Origin of the sequence: Moraxella canis (assembly GCF_002014965.1) — a bacterium.
Lineage (GTDB): Bacteria > Pseudomonadota > Gammaproteobacteria > Pseudomonadales > Moraxellaceae > Moraxella > Moraxella canis.
This window is the reverse complement of sequence record NZ_MUXT01000006.1, coordinates 1-18,814: the sequence shown is the minus strand read 5'-3', so window position 1 is coordinate 18,814 and position 18,814 is coordinate 1. Positions and strand designations below refer to the sequence as shown.

At 48.1% G+C, this 18,814-nt stretch carries 21 protein-coding genes; 5 read left to right on the top strand and 16 right to left on the bottom strand.

Going from position 1 to position 18,814, the window contains the following annotated elements:
* Positions 1–53: 53 nt before the first annotated feature.
* Complete coding sequence (gene cysK, locus B0180_RS05135) at positions 54–983, bottom strand: cysteine synthase A (protein WP_078255967.1); 930 nt, start codon at positions 981–983, stop codon at positions 54–56.
* A gap of 206 nt (positions 984–1,189) precedes the next feature.
* On the opposite strand from cysK, the gene B0180_RS05130 reads away from it, so the two are divergent.
* The gene (locus B0180_RS05130; protein ID WP_078255966.1) at positions 1,190–2,608 is read left to right on the top strand and encodes a phosphohexomutase domain-containing protein; all 1,419 of its coding nucleotides are present in this window, start codon (positions 1,190–1,192) and stop codon (positions 2,606–2,608) included.
* A 68-nt stretch (positions 2,609–2,676) separates the two neighbouring features.
* On the opposite strand, the gene B0180_RS05125 is transcribed toward B0180_RS05130, so the two are convergent.
* The 11 genes from B0180_RS05125 to def form a co-directional block, all read right to left on the bottom strand.
* Positions 2,677–3,534 (bottom strand): SPFH domain-containing protein, encoded by an 858-nt coding sequence (locus B0180_RS05125; protein ID WP_078255965.1) that lies wholly within the window; start codon positions 3,532–3,534, stop codon positions 2,677–2,679.
* 36 nt (positions 3,535–3,570) lie between these two features.
* The gene (locus B0180_RS05120; RefSeq protein ID WP_078255964.1) at positions 3,571–4,020 is read right to left on the bottom strand and encodes an NfeD family protein; all 450 of its coding nucleotides are present in this window, start codon (positions 4,018–4,020) and stop codon (positions 3,571–3,573) included.
* Between the two features lie 222 nt (positions 4,021–4,242).
* Entirely contained in the window at positions 4,243–5,478 is a 1,236-nt protein-coding gene (locus tag B0180_RS05115; protein WP_078255963.1) for an MFS transporter, read from the bottom strand.
* Positions 5,479–5,626: 148 nt separating this feature from the next.
* The gene (fabF, locus tag B0180_RS05110) at positions 5,627–6,946 is read right to left on the bottom strand and encodes a beta-ketoacyl-ACP synthase II (protein WP_078255962.1); all 1,320 of its coding nucleotides are present in this window, start codon (positions 6,944–6,946) and stop codon (positions 5,627–5,629) included.
* A gap of 132 nt (positions 6,947–7,078) precedes the next feature.
* On the bottom strand, positions 7,079–8,002 hold the full coding sequence (gene xerD / locus B0180_RS05105) for a site-specific tyrosine recombinase XerD (protein ID WP_078255961.1): 924 nt from the start codon (positions 8,000–8,002) through the stop codon (positions 7,079–7,081).
* A 22-nt stretch (positions 8,003–8,024) separates the two neighbouring features.
* Positions 8,025–8,264 (bottom strand): sulfurtransferase TusA, encoded by a 240-nt coding sequence (gene tusA, locus B0180_RS05100; RefSeq protein WP_049235608.1) that lies wholly within the window; start codon positions 8,262–8,264, stop codon positions 8,025–8,027.
* 115 nt (positions 8,265–8,379) lie between these two features.
* Positions 8,380–8,850, bottom strand: coding sequence for a hypothetical protein (locus B0180_RS05095; protein WP_233424933.1), 471 nt, complete (start codon positions 8,848–8,850; stop codon positions 8,380–8,382).
* Between the two features lie 2 nt (positions 8,851–8,852).
* Positions 8,853–9,329, bottom strand: coding sequence for a Holliday junction resolvase RuvX (gene ruvX / locus B0180_RS05090; protein ID WP_049235606.1), 477 nt, complete (start codon positions 9,327–9,329; stop codon positions 8,853–8,855).
* Complete coding sequence (locus tag B0180_RS05085; RefSeq protein ID WP_049235605.1) at positions 9,329–9,886, bottom strand: YqgE/AlgH family protein; 558 nt, start codon at positions 9,884–9,886, stop codon at positions 9,329–9,331. Before B0180_RS05085 ends, ruvX begins: the two co-directional genes overlap by 1 nt.
* On the bottom strand, positions 9,883–11,613 hold the full coding sequence (recN, locus tag B0180_RS05080; protein WP_078255959.1) for a DNA repair protein RecN: 1,731 nt from the start codon (positions 11,611–11,613) through the stop codon (positions 9,883–9,885). The genes B0180_RS05085 and recN overlap by 4 nt, the downstream gene beginning before the upstream one ends.
* A gap of 90 nt (positions 11,614–11,703) precedes the next feature.
* Complete coding sequence (def, locus tag B0180_RS05075) at positions 11,704–12,225, bottom strand: peptide deformylase (protein ID WP_049235603.1); 522 nt, start codon at positions 12,223–12,225, stop codon at positions 11,704–11,706.
* A gap of 230 nt (positions 12,226–12,455) precedes the next feature.
* Between def and hisB the strand changes: the two genes are divergently transcribed.
* The 3 genes from hisB to B0180_RS05060 are packed head-to-tail and all read left to right on the top strand — an operon-like array spanning position 12,456 to position 14,067.
* Positions 12,456–13,046: an imidazoleglycerol-phosphate dehydratase HisB gene (hisB, locus tag B0180_RS05070; protein WP_078255958.1), complete on the top strand. Its 591-nt coding sequence runs from the start codon at positions 12,456–12,458 to the stop codon at positions 13,044–13,046.
* A gap of 9 nt (positions 13,047–13,055) precedes the next feature.
* On the top strand, positions 13,056–13,682 hold the full coding sequence (hisH, locus tag B0180_RS05065) for an imidazole glycerol phosphate synthase subunit HisH (RefSeq protein ID WP_078255957.1): 627 nt from the start codon (positions 13,056–13,058) through the stop codon (positions 13,680–13,682).
* 19 nt (positions 13,683–13,701) lie between these two features.
* A complete protein-coding gene (locus B0180_RS05060; RefSeq protein WP_078255956.1) occupies positions 13,702–14,067 on the top strand; it encodes a hypothetical protein in 366 nt (121 codons plus the stop codon).
* Between the two features lie 25 nt (positions 14,068–14,092).
* Here the strand turns inward: B0180_RS05060 and parE are convergent, their stop codons facing one another.
* Both parE and B0180_RS05050 read right to left on the bottom strand, forming a co-directional pair.
* The gene (gene parE / locus B0180_RS05055; protein WP_078255955.1) at positions 14,093–15,982 is read right to left on the bottom strand and encodes a DNA topoisomerase IV subunit B; all 1,890 of its coding nucleotides are present in this window, start codon (positions 15,980–15,982) and stop codon (positions 14,093–14,095) included.
* 179 nt (positions 15,983–16,161) lie between these two features.
* On the bottom strand, positions 16,162–16,770 hold the full coding sequence (locus B0180_RS05050) for a YqiA/YcfP family alpha/beta fold hydrolase (RefSeq protein ID WP_078255954.1): 609 nt from the start codon (positions 16,768–16,770) through the stop codon (positions 16,162–16,164).
* 203 nt (positions 16,771–16,973) lie between these two features.
* On the opposite strand from B0180_RS05050, the gene B0180_RS05045 reads away from it, so the two are divergent.
* Complete coding sequence (locus B0180_RS05045; protein WP_233424932.1) at positions 16,974–17,186, top strand: DUF1289 domain-containing protein; 213 nt, start codon at positions 16,974–16,976, stop codon at positions 17,184–17,186.
* 74 nt (positions 17,187–17,260) lie between these two features.
* On the opposite strand, the gene B0180_RS05040 is transcribed toward B0180_RS05045, so the two are convergent.
* Together B0180_RS05040 and B0180_RS05035 are read right to left on the bottom strand one after the other, a co-directional pair.
* The gene (locus tag B0180_RS05040) at positions 17,261–18,325 is read right to left on the bottom strand and encodes a YrzE family protein (protein ID WP_078255952.1); all 1,065 of its coding nucleotides are present in this window, start codon (positions 18,323–18,325) and stop codon (positions 17,261–17,263) included.
* 154 nt (positions 18,326–18,479) lie between these two features.
* Positions 18,480–18,773, bottom strand: coding sequence for a DUF6804 family protein (locus B0180_RS05035; RefSeq protein WP_078255951.1), 294 nt, complete (start codon positions 18,771–18,773; stop codon positions 18,480–18,482).
* Between the last annotated feature and the right edge of the window lie 41 nt (positions 18,774–18,814).

Below are 18,814 nucleotides of genomic sequence, written 5' to 3'. Positions count from 1 at the left end.
ACTCTCCTTGTTATTATAACAACAAGGAGAGTTTGGTCAATTTAAAAAGATGATCATTGCGCCAAATCAGCGAATAACGCTGTTGACAAGTAGCGCTCACCGGATGAAGGGATGATGACGACGATAAGCTTGCCTGCGTTTTCTTCGCGTGCTGCCAATTCAAGCGCCGCCGACACTGCCGCGCCTGACGAGATGCCAACAAGCAAGCCTTCTTTGGCTGCCATATCGCGCGCCACACCAAAAGCATCTTCATTCGCTACTTTGATGACTTCATCATAGATGTCGGTATTAAGCACCGATGGAATGAATCCTGCGCCGATGCCTTGGATCGGGTGCGGACCTTTTTCGCCGCCTGATAAGACAGGTGATGCCAGCGGCTCGACCGCGACAACTTGAATGTCTTCTTTTTTGGCTTTGAGCGCTTCACCGACGCCTGTGACTGTGCCGCCCGTGCCCACGCCTGACACAAAAATATCTACCTGACCGTCTGTGTCCGCCCAAATCTCTTCGGCAGTGGTATCACGGTGTACTTGTGGGTTGGCCAAATTGTCAAATTGACGCGGCATAAAGTAGCCATCTTGGGCAGCAAGCTCATTGGCTTTGGCGATGGCGCCGCCCATCCCTTCAGCAGCTGGCGTCAGTACAAGCTCGGCACCATAAGCACGAAGCAGCGCACGGCGCTCAAGGCTCATGCTCTCAGGCATCGTGATCACCAAACGGTAGCCACGCGCTGCCGCCACCATCGCAAGTCCAATACCTGTGTTACCGCTGGTCGCCTCGACGATGGTGGTATCTTTGGTCAAAAGTCCTGACTTTTCGGCATCGTCAATCATCGCAAGGGCAATGCGATCCTTGACCGAGCTTGCAGGATTAAAATACTCAAGCTTCGCCACCACGCGAGCGCCCAACCCCTGCGTCAACTGCGTCAGCTCAACCAAAGGCGTACCGCCGATCAGCTGTGTGATGTTTTTTGCAATTTTCATACCCACTCTCCGATTTCGATGTAGTTTTGATGTCTTTCACTATAACAAATTTTTAAGGTTTTTGGTATGAACGGGCATGCTAATTATTATGCCATTTAACCAAGTCTTTATGCCATTTTGTGATTTGTCGAATAAGTGCAGATGATCATTTCTTAAAAACCATGATACAATGAAAGAGTATATGATCTGATTTAAGGACACCGATTGTGACAATATTTTCTCCCATCACCATTTCATGTTTTAAGGCGTATGATGTGCGCGGTGAGCTGGATGTGACACTTGATGAGCATATCAGCTATCGCATCGCTCGCGCCTTTGCCCAAATCCTAAAATCCCAAAACACCACCGAGCGCCCCGCCATCGTCATCGGCTCAGACATCAGACCTTCAAGCCATGCGCTCAAAGTCGCCGCCATCGAAGGTATCACCGATGCAGGCGTGGATGTGATTGACCTTGGGATGACAGGCACCGAGGAGGTGTATTTTGCGACCAGTCATTATCAAGCCATCGGCGGCATCGAGGTGACCGCAAGCCACAACCCCATCAATTATAATGGCTTAAAAATGGTGCGTGAAAACTCACGCCCCATCAGCGCCGATACGGGATTGATCGAAGTACGCGCACTGGCTGAAAGCGGCGATTTTATTGAAAACCAAAAAGGCAGTATCACCCAAAACCCCGATAAAACCGCTTATGTCGATAAGCTGATGAGCTTTGTGGATATTACTAAGTTCACCCCCAAAAAAATCGTCGTCAACAGCGGCAATGGCTCAGCAGGTCCTGTGGTCGATGCTCTTGAAGAGCGCTTGGCAGGCTCACCCATTGAGCTGATCAAAGTGCATCATCAGCCAGATGGCAGCTTTCCAAATGGCATTCCAAACCCCATGATCGTCGCCAATCAAGCCGCGACCCGTGATGCGGTGCTAAGCACGGGTGCGGATTTTGGCGTGGCATTTGATGGCGATTTTGACCGCTGTTTTTTATTTGATGCCAATGGACGCTTTATTGATGGCAGTTATGTGGTCGGGATGCTGGCGGCTGCATTTTTACAAAAACATCCTGGGCAGACCATCGTCTATGATCCGCGTGTAATTTATAATACCCAAAATGTCATCGAAAAGATGCAAGGCGTGCCTGCCCTAAGTAAATCAGGGCATTCGTTCATCAAGCAAGTCATGCGCGAGACGCAGGCGATTTATGGCGGCGAGATGTCAGCGCACCATTATTTTAAAGACTTTTTTTATTGTGACAGCGGCATGATTCCTTGGCTGCTGCTGATTGAGCTATTGTCGGTCACAGGCAAGTCTTTGGCAGAGCTGGTAGATGATTATATTCAAGACTTCCCAAGTTCAGGTGAGCTTAATTTTAGACTGGGTGAAACTGATGCTGCTGCCATCAGCCAAGGCTTAGAGCAAAAATACGCTGACCACAGCCCCCAAAAAAACACCTTAGATGGGCTGAGCCTGGATTTTGGGGATTGGCGGTTTAATTTGCGCTCAAGCAATACCGAGCCTTTGATCCGCCTGAATGTCGAGGCGCGCGGTGATGCCAATCTTTTAGCTCAAAAAATCAAAGAAATCATCGACTATCTACACAGTCAAGGTGCAATCGCTGCCGACCATTGATCCATCTTAGCCATAAAAATAGCCACTCAGATTCTAGTGGCTATTTTTATGATTTGATCAAGCTTGTCTTAGACTTTAAATTTATCACCTACCAAGCCTTTGACGGTATTTAGAATGTCAGCAGGCAGCACCACCATTTTGGCGTTATTAGATTTTGCCATCTCATTCATGGCTTTGATGTACTGCTCGCCCAGTAGGTACACCACAGGCATGTCTTTGCCATCCATCGCTTGTGAGATCAGGCGGATCGACTCTTCAGAGCCGCGTGCAAGTACCACTTGAGCTTCGGCATCGCGGCGAGAAGCTTCTAGGCGACCATCTGCTTCTAAGATGGCGGCTTGTTTTTGACCATCAGCGCGGGTGACGGTGGCGCGGCGCTGACGCTCAGCGGCGGCTTGTTCTTCCATAGCCAGCTGCATGGTTGCTGATGGCTTGATGTCTTGGATTTCTACCGTTTTTAGGGTGATTCCCCAGTCAGAGATGTCATCACTGATGGCATGCTTGAGCTGCGCTTTGATTTGATCTCGGCTTGATAGCGCTGCATCCAAATCCATCTCACCGATGATGGAGCGCAGCGAGGTTTGTACCAAGTTGCGGATACCGTGCTCATAGTTTTCGATGCCGTAGACCGCGTGCTCAGGCTGCACGATGTTAATGTATGCTACCGCATTGGCGATGATAACCACGTTATCACGCGTGATGACTTCTTGGCTTGGAATATCAAGCACGATGTCTTTGGTGGTGACTTTGTAAGCCACATTATCCACATAAGGAATGATAAAATTCAGACCTGGCTCAAGCGTTTGATGATATTTACCTAAGCGCTGAATGATCCACTTTTCGCCTTGCGACACCATTTTTACGCCTTTATAGATGGTGAATACCACCAAGGCGATGAGCGCCAAAACAATGATTGTAAATTCCATAGCTTCCCCTGTTATTATGTAAAAATAAATTTGGCGTTATTTTGGTATGACAATCAGCTCATTACCCATCACGGCAGTGACGATCACACGCGTGCCAACTTCGATGGGATGACCATCAAGCGTGCGGCACACCCATTCGGCAGCGCCGACTTTCGGCACAGAAAATCTGACCACGCCCACGCCATTTGTCATCACAGGCGAGACGATCATGCCAATCTCACCGATGATCACTGAGCCGCCTAGACCTGCCTTGGTTCGCATCTTAATCTGCGGCTGTATGAGCTTAAACCACAAAACGCACGCCACGATCGACAAGCTGAGCCAAATGATCACTTGGCTCAATAAGCCCATCGGCATCAACCAAGCGATCAAGGCTGTGATGATGGCTGCCACGCCAAACCAAAGCATGGTGAAGCTTGGCACAAACATCTCGCCCATCATCAATAGCATTCCGATCACCGCCCAATGCCATGGCTGCAATCCCATATTCACCCCTTTTCATCGAATCATAACGCACTGCACCGCCCAAATTCAGCAAGCGATCATTGAGCACTTTTAAAGAATTGGCATGTGGTGTCATTGAATGGTCATCCCAAGCTTTTGATTAGCTGAGATGTTGATATTTAATGTAGGTTACTTAAAAATACCACCACAGTTTAGTTGATTATAAAACAGCTGTTAACTTTTTGCAAAGTTTTGCCAAATGACTCACTGATCGATCTTGGTTTCGCTGGCTGCCCACACCCCAAATGGGATATTGATCAGCATGAGCGCTGCCATCACCGTCAAGGGCAGCTGCCAATCGCCTTGATGTTCATATAATTTGCCAATCACCAAAGGACCAAACAAAGCGATACTATAGCCCACCGCTTGCACCATGCTTGATAAATCGCGCGCAGTTTCGGTGCTTGAGGTGCGCAAAGAAAACATCATCAGACTTAAGGTAAAAATCAGCGCACAGCCAAAACCCATCAGTGCCGACCAAAGCATCATCAAGCTAGGCATCAGCAAAAGCCCAAAAGCACCAGCAGCATTCATCAGACAGCCTGCCAACGCAAACGCTCGCGCAGACGCACCACGGCGCATCAGCCAAGTCAGCAGTATGATGGCAGGTGGCGCCATCAGCTGAAACACCAGTGCCAAGCGTGTTGCTTCATCCAGTGTCGCCCCAAAGCCCATGCCAATGGACGGTAAAAAGCTTGCCAAGGTATAAAATAAAAACGACTGAAGCCCAAGCAGCACCGCCATCTGCCAAGCGGCTTTTTTTTGCCAAGGGTTGATCAAGATGGGTGGACGGATGGGCGTATCAGCCACGGGCAAATCAGGCGCTGCCATGGGCAGACTTGGCTGGCTTTGGCGATATATTTGCCACCACACCAGCGCTGCGACCACACCAAAGATCGCCCAGCCACTCATCGCAAGCCGCCAACCCAGATCATTGGCAAGCGGCACCACCACCCAAGCACCAAAGCCTGCCAAGGTGGACATACTCAAACTAAACACCCCTGTGGCAAGCGAAATATTATCAGGGGCGTACTGCTTGATAAATGGGGCAGTCAGCGCGTTTAGCATCCCAATGGCAAATGACAAAATCAGCGTGCCAACATACAGCTCCATCACCCCAAACCAGTTTCGCATCGCGACCCCTAACGCCAACAAAAGCGTCATGCCAATCATCATCCGCTCAAGCCCAAATTTTCTAGCCAGTACTGCCGCCATCAATGAGCCAAACGCAAACAACGGCATCGGCATCGCGCCAAGATATCCAATCTGCGCCGCCGACAACCCAAAATCATCAGACAGCATGGGCGCGATTGAGCCGATCATCACCAAAGGCGAGCGCATGTTCGCCGCCGCAAAAATCAGCCCAACAATCAATAGCAATAATGAGGTTTTGGCAGTCGTGCTCATCTTGGGCGTCGGTGTCGTGGCATGATTCGGCATGAGTGATCCAAATGAATTGATAATAGGTCAATGAGTCATTGTGCCATTATAGTGAAATTGACACGCATTTACCATTGCATCCACGATTTTATCTCAGATACAAAAAACCCCCAAGCGCATCTGCTTGGGGTGACTATAAAAGCAAGCATCATTCTTGCCATCGGCGGAATAACAGCGAGCCGTTAGTCCCACCAAAGCCAAAGCTGTTTGATAAAGCAAATTCCACCCCATCAACACGGCGTGCAGTATGGGGGATGTAATCTAGCCGGCACGCTTCATCTTGGTGATCCAAATTAATGGTCGGCGGCAAAATCTGATTTTGGAGTGCAAGGATGGTAAAAATTGCTTCAATCGCCCCTGCAGCCCCAAGCAGATGCCCTGTCATGGATTTGGTTGAGCTCACCAAAATATCTTGACCAAATAGCCGCTCGATCGCTTGGCTTTCAGCAATATCACCTTGGGGTGTGCTGGTGCCATGTGCATTAATATAACCGACCTGATCGGCGCTGACGCCTGCATCAGCCAACGCAGCTGCCATCGCACGAGCCGCCCCCTCTCCGCCTGTCGATGGACTGGTGATGTGATTGGCATCATCACTCATCCCAAATCCGACCAACTCCGCCAAAATGGTAGCACCGCGTGCTTTGGCGTGCGCCAAACTTTCAAGCACCAGCGCACCTGCCCCATCGCCAAGCACAAAGCCATCGCGGTCTTTATCAAAGGGTCGGCTGGCGCGCGTCGGCTCATCATTACGCGTTGAAAGTGCATGCATCGCCCCAAAGCCTGACAACCCAAGCGGTGTTGAGGCTTTTTCACTGCCGCCGACCAATACCGCATCACAGTCGCCATAAGCGATCAGCCGCGCACCCAGTCCAATGGCGTGGGTAGATGTTGTGCAGGCGGTCGCCGTCGCAAGATTAGCGCCCTTTAATTGATGACGCATGGCAATGAGCCCGGCTGGCATATTGACGATCGCCCCGGGGATGATGAATGGCGATACTTTTTTGGCGCCGTGCTCCTTGAGCGTGTCGCGGCTTGCTTCAATCGTCTGAATCCCACCGATACCTGAGCCCATCACCACCCCAAAGCGCTCACCATCGACATTGACGGGTAGGCTGTCGCCTTTGATATCATCAATCAAGCCCGCATGATGCAACGCCATCGCCGATACCACTTGCGCATAATGCATAAACGTATCAAAGCGGCGCGCTTCTTTGGGGTTTAGGTAGTCTTTGGCATTAAAGTTTTTGACCAATCCGGCAATCTGAGACCGAAATTCATCAATCGCGACCGATTTATCCTCAAAGCCATCAAGTCGTGTGATACCACTCACGCCTTGGGTGAGGTTATCCCAAATGTCATCCAAACTGTTTCCGATCGGAGTTAAAGCCCCCATTCCTGTAATCACAACGCGCGACTCGTCCGGTTTTTCAAAATAAGCAGGCTTGGTTTTTGCTGGCTGTGTCATGGCATATCCATCTTAAGTTCAGTTATGATCGTTTTATCTTAGCATGATTTACAGCGAATTTATAGTTTACAGTTGTATTTTATTTGATGGGATATGACTGTCTTTGCATCCAGTATCAGCGTCGTGACGATATCAGCCTCGGGGATGGTGTTCGGCATGGAGATTTTGTAGCCTTGTGGTCGCCACATGTGTATAAATCTGCGTGGTGGACAGGTCGCTATGACCCAATAACAGCTGAACGCTGCGCAAATCAGCACCGTGATTCACCAAATGCGTGGCAAACGCATGGCGCAGCGTGTGCGGTGAGATCGCGGTGCTGATGCCCGCCATCAGGGCATATTTTTTGATCAAATGCCAAAAATTATGCCGCGTCATGTAGCCGCCTTGCTCAGTCAAAAACACCGCTTGACAGTCTTTTTTGCCAATCAATAGACTGCCACGTACAGCCAAATAGTCATTAAGCGCCGATAAGGCATATTCACCCAACGGGATCAGGCGCATTTTGTTGCCCTTACCAGTCACTGACAGCCAGCCTGCGTTCAGATTGAGCTGCTCAAGCGACAAGCTCGTCAGCTCACTGACACGCAAGCCGCAAGCATATAAAACCTCAAGCATGGCTTTATCCCTAAGACCTCGCACGCCTGAGACATCTGGCGCATCTAGTAGCGCGGTGACTTCTTGCTCGGAGAGCGTTTTGGGTAGCGCTTTGCCAAGCTTGGGCGTTTTGATGGATTCACAAGGATTGTCTTCTCGATGACCTGACTCAATTTGCCATAGAAAAAACTGGCGAAGGCTTGCCAAAGCGCGTGCGATGGAGCGCTCGGATTTATTGGCATCTTTTAGGCGCATCAAGTGGTCGCGCACATCCGATGACCGCCACAGACTCACTGGCGTGTCTGATAAGCGAATGCACAAGCGCACATCTTGACTGTACGCATTTCTGGTGGCTGTGGACAGACCGCGCGCCAGCATCGCTGCACGAAATTGGCTCAGATACTCTGGGTCATCATCATAGATCACCGCACTATCGGCTCGGGGTGTGGTAGATTTTGCCATGGCTTGATAAAATCACTGACCTTTATGCTTGCTTTTTTTGAACCAAGTAGCGATAACTGCCATCATCAAGCGTCTCTTGATCGACCAGCGTATGCCCCAAATGACGACAAAAGTTGGGAATATCGCGCGTCGTGGCAGGATCGGTTGCCAAAATCTCAATGTGCTCGCCACCTAGGGCTTGGCGCATGGTCTTATGAAGCAGCATGACAGGTTCAGGACAAATCAGCCCTTTGGTGTCTAAGGTGTGATCAATGGTGGTCATGGTTGTCTTTTACTCTGATTTTGGATAAAGTTTAACTGATTGATCTAAAGCTACAGTTAGCAAAGCTATGATCTACATGGTCAGTCTTTGGATTGGGGCAGTTTAAATGGGCTGTTTAGGGTGATTTTGAAGATTTTTCTTCCAAAAAACTGGCGAATTTTTTGAGATTAACCCGAAACAAAAACGGCATCCCAAACCAAGCGATCATTGCCAAAAACAGCGCCATAAAAAATACCGTATCTGCGCCAACGCTCAATCCCCACACCGCAGCAAATCCAAGCAGTGCTATCCCAGTTGCCAAAATCACTGCCAAAATTGAGCCGTCCATCACCCGATAACGCCTCAATAAAAAGCTATGATACAGGCTGATGGGGATGGTGATGGCGATGAGTGCGTACGGCAAATAATGAAACGCATAATAAATCCATGAGCTGTCTTTGAGCGCAGGCAAGCTTGCCAAAGTCCCAAAAAGACAAAAGCATAAAATCGCCCCAAAGCCTAGACGGACGCTTAGGTTTGCTTGGCGAATGGCTTGGTCAAATTGATGAGCGATCAAAGCGTGGTGCTGCATAGTATTTCCTGACAAACTCAGTCCTTATGCGAGTCTTTGCGCTCGCTGACATAGATGGCGTGGTTAGGCGCATGATAATAGCTGTCAAGCAATAAACAGGCAGCAATATCATCAATCGGTTCAGACGGTGAAGCAATCCAGCCGTGATCAAGCGCGATCATCTTGGCTTCTTTTGAGCTGAGCCGCTCATCATAAATAAACACCGAAACCGCCTGACGACGCTCGCCCAGCCGATGCGCCAATCGCCGCGCAAACTTATGAGCGCGCTTGGTGAGCATCGACTCGCTGCCATCCATATTCAGTGGCAGCCCCACCAACACTTTATCAATACCCCAATGTTCAATGATGCCAAGCAGATTATCCCAATCAGGCTGCCCATTATTCATCGCCAAAATATCAAACGGGCGTGCGTCACAGGTGATGCTGTTGCCCAGCGCCATGCCCATTTTTTTGACCCCATAATCTAGGGCAAGTGTCAAGGTTTCGCTTGTCATTAGGCGTGTCCAATCATGGTTGTAAGCTTATCAAGATCGATGCCAAGTTTGTCATAACAAGCCTTAAGCCTGTCTTCAAATGGCGTCGAAAACAAAGTCGGCAAATCTGCAGGGCAGACATACCAATCGCCAGCAGCCACTTCGGCATCCAGCTGACCTTTACCCCAATTACAATAGCCCATGCATAATAAATAATGCTTCAAGCCGTCATAAGACAGCTGCTCTAAGATGTCCTTGCTGGTCGTCAAGCAGACATTTTCAGAGATGGCAAAAGAGGATTTATAAACTGGCTGCCCTGTGTGCAAAATAAACCCCGCCTCAGGACGCACAGGTCCGCCATTCATGGCAGGTACCTGCATGGCGCTTGCGGTGACTGGCACTTCAAGCTCGGTCAAAAGACCGCCCACGCTATTTGGCAGCGGCTGATTAATGATAAATCCCCACGCGCCTTCTTTGGTGTGGCGACAGATATAAATGACAGCATCCATGAATCTTTCATCGGTCATCTGCGGACTTGGGATCAAAAAATGATGGATCAGTTTTTGGGGATTTGTCATGTATCCGCGCCTCTTTGAGCCATCTCATCGGCAGAGACATTGGCGGTCAGCTCATCGGCATGGCGAATGTCTGCCAAGAGGCTTTTGACATGAGCGCGCGTCGCTTCGGTGATGTTCACGCCACCTGACATTCGCGCCAACTCATCAATTTGTGCCTCATCGGTGATGACTTGCATCTGGCTTTTGGTGTGTTCGCCGTGCTCTTTGTGCACCAAGATATGACGATGTGCAGCAGCAGCGACTTGGGCTTGGTGGGTGATGGCAAGTAGCTGCTGGTGCTTACCCAGCGTGCGCAAAAGCTCACCAACCACTTGGGCTGTCCCACCGCTGATACCCACATCCACCTCATCAAACACAAGCGTTGGATGCGCGCCTGCACCATCGCCTGCCGCCATCACCTGCATGACCAGCGCCATACGCGACAACTCACCGCCTGATGCCACTTTATGTAAGGGCTGAAGAGGCATGCCCACATTGGCGCTAAATAGTAGCGCAATGTCATATTTGCCTTGGGCGGTGTAGTGTTCAGCAGATTTTTCATTAAAGGCAAACTCGCAGCGCGCATTTGGCAGCGCCAAAGGCAAAAGCCGTGCCTCAAGCCGCTCACAGACATCAGGGGCGATTTGGATGCGTGCCTGATCAAGCTTATCTGCCGCCGCAAGATAAGCTTGATAAGCCTCTAATACCTTGGCATCCATGGTGTCATTATCAGGCAGGCTACTTAGCATATCCAGCTCATCTTGCCAATGCACCGCGTCGGCGATCAGCTCAGTGATGGGCATGTGGTATTTGCTTGATAAACGATGCGCAAGGCTCAATAAGCCATTTAACTCATCAAGGCGCGCCTCATCAGGCAGCTCGCGCTCTGCATAATCAGTGAGCTTAGCGGCGGCATCTATGATCTGCTCTTGGGCGAGCGCAAGCAGCTGACTGCACTCTCCAAATGTTTTGCTGGCTTGAGCATTATTATCACAAATCCGCATCGCCCGCCCAAGTAGGCTTAGCACCGATGGGACATCGTCATCATTATCAAGCTGCACCGCCGCCTCTAGGGCTTCACGCATGAGAGTTTCAAGATTGGACAGCTCGTCGTATTCTGCCTCAATCTCCTCAAAATTCACCAAAAGTAGCGGCTCAATGTCGGCAAGCTTGGCTGACAAAAGCGCCATCCGATCCGCTCGCTGAGCTGACTGACTGCGTGCGTCATCGGCTTGTTTTTTTAGGGTTTGATAGTGATGAAAAGCGGTCTTGGTTGCTGATTTTAGATCGCCAAGCTCGCCAATGCGATCCAGCCAATCTACAACAAATTGCGGCTTGAGCAGCTCAAGTCCTGCATGCTGCGAGTGAATATTAACCAAGATTGCACCGAGGCTTTTAAGCTCACTGATGCTGGCTGGCACGCCGTTGATCCAAGACTTTGAACGTCCTTGTGCGCTGATTTTTCGGCGAATTAGCAGAACATCATCAAGACTTCTGTCATGCTCCTCAAACCACGCCGCCACGTGTTCGTTATTGGTGACATCAAACTCCCCAAACACGCTGGCTTCTTCGCAGCCATGGCGAACCATGCCGCTATCGGCACGCTCGCCTGCGCACAGCGACAAGGCATCCAAGATCAGCGATTTGCCCGCGCCTGTCTCACCTGTGATGACATTAAACCGCGCATCAAAGCTGATTTCTTTTTGCTCAATGAGTGCCAAATTTTCTAAAGTCAAAGAAGTGAGCATAAATCATCCAGTTAGCAAATCTTAATTGTCTTATGTTAGCCGCCAAAGCCGTCACACCGCCATAACGCACATTGAACATGAGCGTGCTGTTTAATTGGTTTTCTCACGCGCTTTGAGTACTTTTTTGACTTTATCGCGAGCACGGCTTTGTTTGAGTGTAGATAAATAATCCACAAACAATTTACCGTTTAAGTGATCCATCTCATGCTGAATACACACCGCCAACAGCCCTTCTGCCTCCATCTCAAACGGCTGACCGTCCTTATCCAGCGCCTCAATGCGTACACGGCGAGGTCGCTCGACGGTGTCATAGACCTCAGGCACCGACAGACAGCCTTCTTGATAAGGCAAAAGCTCCTCCACCAATGGCGTCACTTTGGGGTTGATAAATACCTGAGGTGCTGGCGCTTCGTCTTCTTTGGCCAAGTCCATCACAATCAGCTGCAGATGGCGATCAACCTGCGTCGCCGCAAGCCCAATGCCATGTGCATCATACATCGTCTCAAACATATCCTCAATCAAGGTCTTTAGCGAATCATCAAAGACCGTCACAGGCGCTGCAATGGTGCGCAGGCGGGGATCAGGATATGCCAAAATTGGTAATCGTGCCATAATTTTTCTTATCTCAGTGGTAAATGCGATATTATGTTAATCAAACTATTATACTTGAAAATGGGGGCAAAAAGATAATCTACCACCCAATCCCTCAAAGTTTTTGCAAAAATTTATCTTAAAATTCGGTAAAAGTCGCTTTTTTGAGCCAATCCTATTGGCAAGCATGGGCTTTTGTGCAAGAATAGAGTGTTGATTTGTTTGCATCTTTTCATTTTCAAGGGATTATTATGACTCGCAGCGCCAGCATCACCAGAAATACCGCCGAAACCCAAATCAGTGTCAGCATCAATCTAGATGGCAGTGGTCAAGGCGTGCTTGATACAGGTGTGCCGTTTCTTGACCATATGCTTGACCAGATCAAGCGTCACGGACTCATTGATCTGGATGTCAAATGTGTGGGCGATACCCACATCGATGACCATCACAGTGTTGAAGATGTCGGCATCGCCATCGGTCAAGCGCTCAAACAAGCCTTGGGCGACAAAAAAGGCATTCGCCGTTATGGGCATTTTTATGCGCCGCTTGACGAGAGTTTATCTCGCGTGGTGGTAGACATCTCTGGTCGTCCTGGTCTACACATGGATGTGCCATTCACACGCTCGCACATAGGCTCGATGGATGTTGATTTGTTTTCTGAGTTTTTTTATGGACTGGTCAATCATGCCTTCATCACCTTACACATTGATAATCTCAAAGGCAAGAACAGCCATCACCAAATTGAAAGCGTCTTTAAAGCCTTGGCGCGTGCGCTTCGGATGGCTATTGAGTATGATGACCGCGCCAAAGATCAGCTACCTTCGACCAAAGACATGCTCTAAGGGGTTGTTATGACTAAAGTTGCATTACTTGATTATGGCGTTGGTAATCTATATTCGGTCGCTAATGCACTCAAAGTGGCAGGTGCTGATGTCATCACCACCGATCGAGCTGACGATATCCAAAAAGCAGATAAAATACTACTGCCAGGCGTAGGTGCGATGCGTGATGCGATGGCACACATGGCTGAACACGGCATTGATACCGCCGTTAAAGAAGCTTTGAACACCAAACCTGTCATGGCGATCTGTGTGGGTATGCAAGCGATGTTTGATGTCTCAGAAGAAGGTGATGTGCCTTGTTTGGGCATCATTCCTGGCACGGTGCGCAGATTTGATGATGCGTGGATGCAACATGATGAGCCGATTAAAATACCGCATGTTGGCTGGAATCGTGTCGATGCAGATACCGATCATATGCTATGGCAAGGCTGCAATCATGAGTATTTTTATTTCACGCACAGCTACTATTGTGACCCTGTGCCAAATGATCAGCTGATTTTGGCGCATACCACTTATGGTCAGAAATTTTGCTCAAGCGTCATTCAGGATAATTTATTCATCACTCAATTTCATCCCGAAAAAAGCCACCGAGCCGGTCTAAAGCTGCTATCAAACTTTATTAATTGGCAGCCTTAATGATTTGGATGTTTAAGAGATGCTAAATATACGCACTTTTGGGATTTTAGGGGTAGTGTGCGCTGCTACTTTTTTGATGGCTTGTCAAAGCGCCAAACATCCAAGCGGTCAAAGCCCATCACCATGCGCCAATGATGACTATCAGCAGTCAGTTTTAACACATCACTGCGTGCAGCCATCAACAGAGGCGCATATTGCCTTTATGAATGCCGACGGCGAGATGGTTTATGTGCGACTTTCAGAAGATCGTCAATTTGCTGAAGTCTTTATCGGCAACTCACCCCAAAGCATCGTACTAGAAGCGGTCAAAGGCGGCTATCTGTCTGCTGATGGCAAGACCAGGCTTATTAACACCGGGCAAGCTTGGCGGCTGCTTCGCCCTTGATCGCCGAAGAGCTTTGGGTATGGGCTTATACTGAGATATCCGCCAAATCTCCTTTGGTCTGTAGCCAGTGCTTTCGGTCTGCCGAGCGTTTTTTGGCAAGCAGCATATCCATGATGCTGTTTGTGCTTGCCGCATCATCCAAATCCAAGCGAACCAATTTACGCGTATCAGGATTCATGGTCGTCTCGCGCAGCTGACTGGGATTCATCTCGCCCAGCCCTTTGAAGCGTGTGATTTGCGGTTTTTTATTGCCAAGCCTTGCAAGTACTTGTTCAAGCTCTTCATTATCCAGCGCATAATACACTTCTTTGCCGGCATCAATGCGATACAAAGGCGGCACCGCCACATACAGATGACCTGCTTCGATCAGCGCAGGGAAATGCTTCACAAACAGCGCACAAATCAGCGTCGCGATGTGCAGACCGTCCGAATCGGCATCCGCCAAAATACAGATTTTATCATAGCGAAGCTCGGATAGATCATCTGATGCAGGATCTACGCCGATGGCGATGGCGATGTCGTGAATTTCTTGGCTGGACAATACAGTGTCCGATGACACCTCCCAAGCATTTAAAATTTTACCGCGCAAAGGTAAAATCGCCTGAAATGAATTGTCACGCGCTTGCTTTGCTGAGCCGCCTGCCGACTGACCTTCCACCAAAAATAGCTCTGAGCCTTCTTTTAGCCCCCCGCGGCAATCCCACAGCTTACCTGGCAATGCAGGTCCTTGCGTGACTTTTTTACGCGCGACTTTTTGCGCGGTTGCTAGGCGTTTGGTGGCTTTGGAAATGGCAAGCTCAGCAATGGCTTTGGCATGATCTGGATGCTGATTTAGCCAAAGACTAAACGCATCTTTAGCCAAAGTCTGAACCAGTGGCGCCGCTTCGCGGCTTGATAGGCGCTCTTTGGTCTGTCCACTAAACTGCGGCTCAACAAATTTCAGCGACAAAATGTAGTTGACACCATCCCACACATCTTCTCCAGACAGCTTCACTTGACGTGGTAACAAATTGTGAATGTCACAAAATTCACGCAGCGCCTCAAGCACGCCCGTACGCAAGCCATTGACATGCGTGCCGCCTTGCGCGGTCGGGATGAGATTGACATAGCTTTCGGTAATCGGTGTGCCGCCCTCAGCAAGCCACGACAGCGCAAAAGTCGCCCCACCGCGCTCGCCTTTGGCAGGCTCTTGGCTGAAGTAGAATGGCTCTTCGGGCAAAGTGGCTAGGCCCTCAAGCTGCTCGGTCAGATATTGCACCACGCCATCGGTGAATTGCCAGCTTTCGCTGTCATTTGGCTCAATTTCACTGATAAAATCAATGTGTAAGCCTGCTGCTAATACCGCTTTGGCTTTTAAATTATGCTTAAGGGTTTTGATTGAAAATTTTGGCGTATCAAAATACTGTCCATCCACCCAAAATTGCACTTTGGTACCGCGCTTTTTTTTATTGGGTGATTTATCAGCAATCAACGGTGTCACAGGCTCGCCGCGTTCAAATGCCATCGTATGCATCAGTCCATCACGCCACACCGTCACTTCAACGCGTGTGGACAGCGCATTGACCACACTGATACCTACGCCATGCAGACCGCCAGAGACTTGATAGTTTTCGGTGCTAAATTTACCGCCAGCATGCAGACGCGTCAAGATCAGCTCAACGCCTGATTGATTAAATTCAGGGTGAATATCAGTCGGCATCCCGCGCCCGTCATCCTCGACAGACAACGATCCATCCTTATGCAGGGTAACGATGATATGACGAGCAAACCCCGCCAAAGCTTCATCCACCGAGTTATCGATCACCTCTTGGGCAAGATGATTGGGTCGCGTGGTATCGGTATACATGCCTGGGCGACGGCGAACAGGCTCCAAACCTTCTAAGACTTCTAATTTTTGTGAATTATATGTGCTCATAAATTTTATAGATAAAAATATAAGCCATTGTACACCAAAGCTATGAGTTTGGGAAATGGCTTTAAATTTTGTTCACTGTGATGATTTATATCAAAGATGCTGCATTTTAGAAGTCAAATCTTATGCTTTATCTTAATCCACTAAGTTCAAATACACAAATAGCAATTCATATAAATCAGTTATCTTTGGTGCAGCTGGATGACCCAGTCAATAACTGTTGCCACCTGCGCTTCATAATCACTGATGCGATGATCGCCGCCTGCTTGCACCAATACTTGCACGCCTTTTTGATCATAAAAATCATAAGTCGCCTGCGCATCCAAAAGCTCATCCCCCATCTTAAGCAGCACTTTGATCAGATCTGGGTTTTTGGCAGCAAGTCGATGCTGCTCAAACCACGCCAAATCGCCATAAGTGATCTGCCAACCACCCGTTGTTGTATAAATTACCGCCTCATCAGATAACGCATGTCCGTGGAAGTTTTGATCCAAAAATCGGCGAAAACTGATATCGGGTCGAATACTAGGATTGAGTAGCACCGCAGGCACGCCCATCACATCAGACAGTAGATTGGCAAAATATCCCCCTAGTGATGAACCGATTAGGACGGTATTTTGAGCATCAGAGATGAGCAATTGTATGAGCGTGACCACTTCATCAGGCGCACGATTAAGATTGGGTCGAACCACTTCGATATTTGGGTGCTTAGCTTGGCAATGGGCTTGCGTGATTTGCGCCTTTATTGCATTACTGTCGCTATCTAGTCCGTGTAGATAAATCAACTTCATAATTTTCCTTCAGTGATCTTTGAATTATTGCAAATTGATGAAATACTGTTTATATTACAAAATAACGCAAGTATTAAGATGTCATTATAGCATCAAATCTTGCCGTATTTGCCACGCTCATTTTGGGATAACTTAATTCCACGCCAATCATGTCACAAGCTGAACTGTTTAGTATTGACAATCCCTGCATTGGGGTATGTCAGATGAATAAAAAGGGATATTGTATCGGCTGCCTGCGTAAACGCAGTGAACGGCAAAATTGGTATCGTCTTAACGACAGTGACAAGCATAAAATCTTGGTTTTGCTTGCCAAACGCCATCAAAGACTGGATGATCATCGCCTAAAAAAGCGACAAGCTACCGACAATAGCAAATCATTGACGCAGTTAACATTAATACAGTTCACAGATCTTTAAACCTTATTAAAATTTACGCCAATAAAAATCTGCCAACTTTGTGGCAGATTTTAAGCTTAATGAATCAGATCACATTACTGATGATCGCGTTCACGAGAGATCACAGGGGCTGCTAAGCGGTAATTGGCTGCAGCAGTTTTTGCACCAGTAACACTTGCTACAAAAGTCAATAAGGTGCTGATTAACCAAAACAAACCTGAGTAAAGCGCCGCCTTACGTGCAGTATCTTCGGCACTTTGCAAGGTCTGTTCTACACTGACCTTAGCATCAGCAATGGCTTGCTCAGTTTGGGCACGATACTCATGATAAGACGCGGTTGTCTCTTCACGCACTTCTACTGCCTGCGCTTCACTCAAACCTTCAGCTTGAAGGCGACGGATCAACTCATCACTGGTCAGTGTGGTCTGTACTTCATCAGCACGCTGCTTGGCATATTCATCAATATTTTTCCAAGTATCAATACTGCCAAAGTCCATTTCGCCAAGATCTGCTTTGGTTTCATTGAGCATATCTTCAAGCACATTCACCGTTGCAGTAATTTGAGCTTGATTAAATGTGTCATTATTCTTAGCCACCCAAGCTTCGATATCCTGACGACTGATATTGCCTGTGGCTTTTTGATAAAGCTCTTGTGCCTTAGTAGCCATATCATTACCATCTGTATTAGCTGCACCTGCTGCGCTGGTACCAATACCCGCCACGGTTGCCGCAGTCGATGTAACCGCACCTGCTGCACCACCGATGGCGCTTGCAGTCGTGCCAACCGCATTACCTGCACTTCTCATGATACCTGTTGCGCTATTCATGGCAAAAATAGAGCTAATCACCACAATGGCGGCAGCGGTTAATATGCCTGTTAAAGCCGCATCTCTTGGTAAAATATCAGTGCCATCACCAAACAATGCCTCAGGGGCAGAAGCTTTGACTGCAAAAAAACCTGCAACAAAGGCACTTAATAACGCCGTAACGGCGGCGTAGATACCCGCAGCAATACTTGCTCCGCGTAGGTCTAAAGATAAAAATGAGCTTAAAACCAAGCCCAAAGCCAACATTGTCATCGATACAACAAGACCCATCAAAAGTCCTGCAAAAATACCACGCCATGAAGGACGTCTGGCAGCTGTCGTATGAATTTTCATAAGCATTCTCAAATTAAAAAAAATTAGGGACAAATTAATAACTGAAATTTGAATGAAAATTATAAGAAAAACTTATGTAAGCTTCAGTAAGTTTATAGTGGTAATTAAGTAATAGAAATGCATAGCCAACTTAAAGGTAAGGACGATGACAGAATCACTCTAACTCCAACAACTTTCTTTGATTCAATACTAAAAAAGCTGCTGATAGTAAATTTATTACTGTCCAAATTTCTTTTGGAAAATAAACTTTAATGATCGGATTATATACCAAAGCCAGTACTACAAAAATCCAAGGCAAAATTTTATCATGCCTCTCAAAACCAATATAGGCTGCCCAAGCAAAAACACCAAATGCGATCAAACGCAATAAGGTGTAATAGCCATAAGGTAGTGGCAACACCGCCAATACTAGAAACACAACTGCTATATATAAAACTATTTTAGGCATCTCTTATCCTCTCTCCTTTCACCCCCCAAACAAAACCCCCT

Coding starts and splice junctions, on each gene's coding strand:
- cysK (WP_078255967.1), bottom strand. CDS start 983: ATGAAAATTGCAAAAAACATCACACAGCTGATCGGCGGTACGCCTTTG.
- B0180_RS05125 (WP_078255965.1), bottom strand. CDS start 3,534: ATGGAATTTACAATCATTGTTTTGGCGCTCATCGCCTTGGTGGTATTC.
- B0180_RS05120 (WP_078255964.1), bottom strand. CDS start 4,020: ATGGGATTGCAGCCATGGCATTGGGCGGTGATCGGAATGCTATTGATG.
- B0180_RS05115 (WP_078255963.1), bottom strand. CDS start 5,478: ATGCCGAATCATGCCACGACACCGACGCCCAAGATGAGCACGACTGCC.
- fabF (WP_078255962.1), bottom strand. CDS start 6,946: ATGACACAGCCAGCAAAAACCAAGCCTGCTTATTTTGAAAAACCGGAC.
- xerD (WP_078255961.1), bottom strand. CDS start 8,002: ATGGCAAAATCTACCACACCCCGAGCCGATAGTGCGGTGATCTATGAT.
- tusA (WP_049235608.1), bottom strand. CDS start 8,264: ATGACCACCATTGATCACACCTTAGACACCAAAGGGCTGATTTGTCCT.
- ruvX (WP_049235606.1), bottom strand. CDS start 9,329: ATGACAAGCGAAACCTTGACACTTGCCCTAGATTATGGGGTCAAAAAA.
- B0180_RS05085 (WP_049235605.1), bottom strand. CDS start 9,886: ATGACAAATCCCCAAAAACTGATCCATCATTTTTTGATCCCAAGTCCG.
- recN (WP_078255959.1), bottom strand. CDS start 11,613: ATGCTCACTTCTTTGACTTTAGAAAATTTGGCACTCATTGAGCAAAAA.
- def (WP_049235603.1), bottom strand. CDS start 12,225: ATGGCACGATTACCAATTTTGGCATATCCTGATCCCCGCCTGCGCACC.
- hisB (WP_078255958.1), top strand. CDS start 12,456: ATGACTCGCAGCGCCAGCATCACCAGAAATACCGCCGAAACCCAAATC.
- hisH (WP_078255957.1), top strand. CDS start 13,056: ATGACTAAAGTTGCATTACTTGATTATGGCGTTGGTAATCTATATTCG.
- B0180_RS05060 (WP_078255956.1), top strand. CDS start 13,702: ATGCTAAATATACGCACTTTTGGGATTTTAGGGGTAGTGTGCGCTGCT.
- parE (WP_078255955.1), bottom strand. CDS start 15,982: ATGAGCACATATAATTCACAAAAATTAGAAGTCTTAGAAGGTTTGGAG.
- B0180_RS05050 (WP_078255954.1), bottom strand. CDS start 16,770: ATGAAGTTGATTTATCTACACGGACTAGATAGCGACAGTAATGCAATA.
- B0180_RS05045 (WP_233424932.1), top strand. CDS start 16,974: ATGAATAAAAAGGGATATTGTATCGGCTGCCTGCGTAAACGCAGTGAA.
- B0180_RS05040 (WP_078255952.1), bottom strand. CDS start 18,325: ATGAAAATTCATACGACAGCTGCCAGACGTCCTTCATGGCGTGGTATT.
- B0180_RS05035 (WP_078255951.1), bottom strand. CDS start 18,773: ATGCCTAAAATAGTTTTATATATAGCAGTTGTGTTTCTAGTATTGGCG.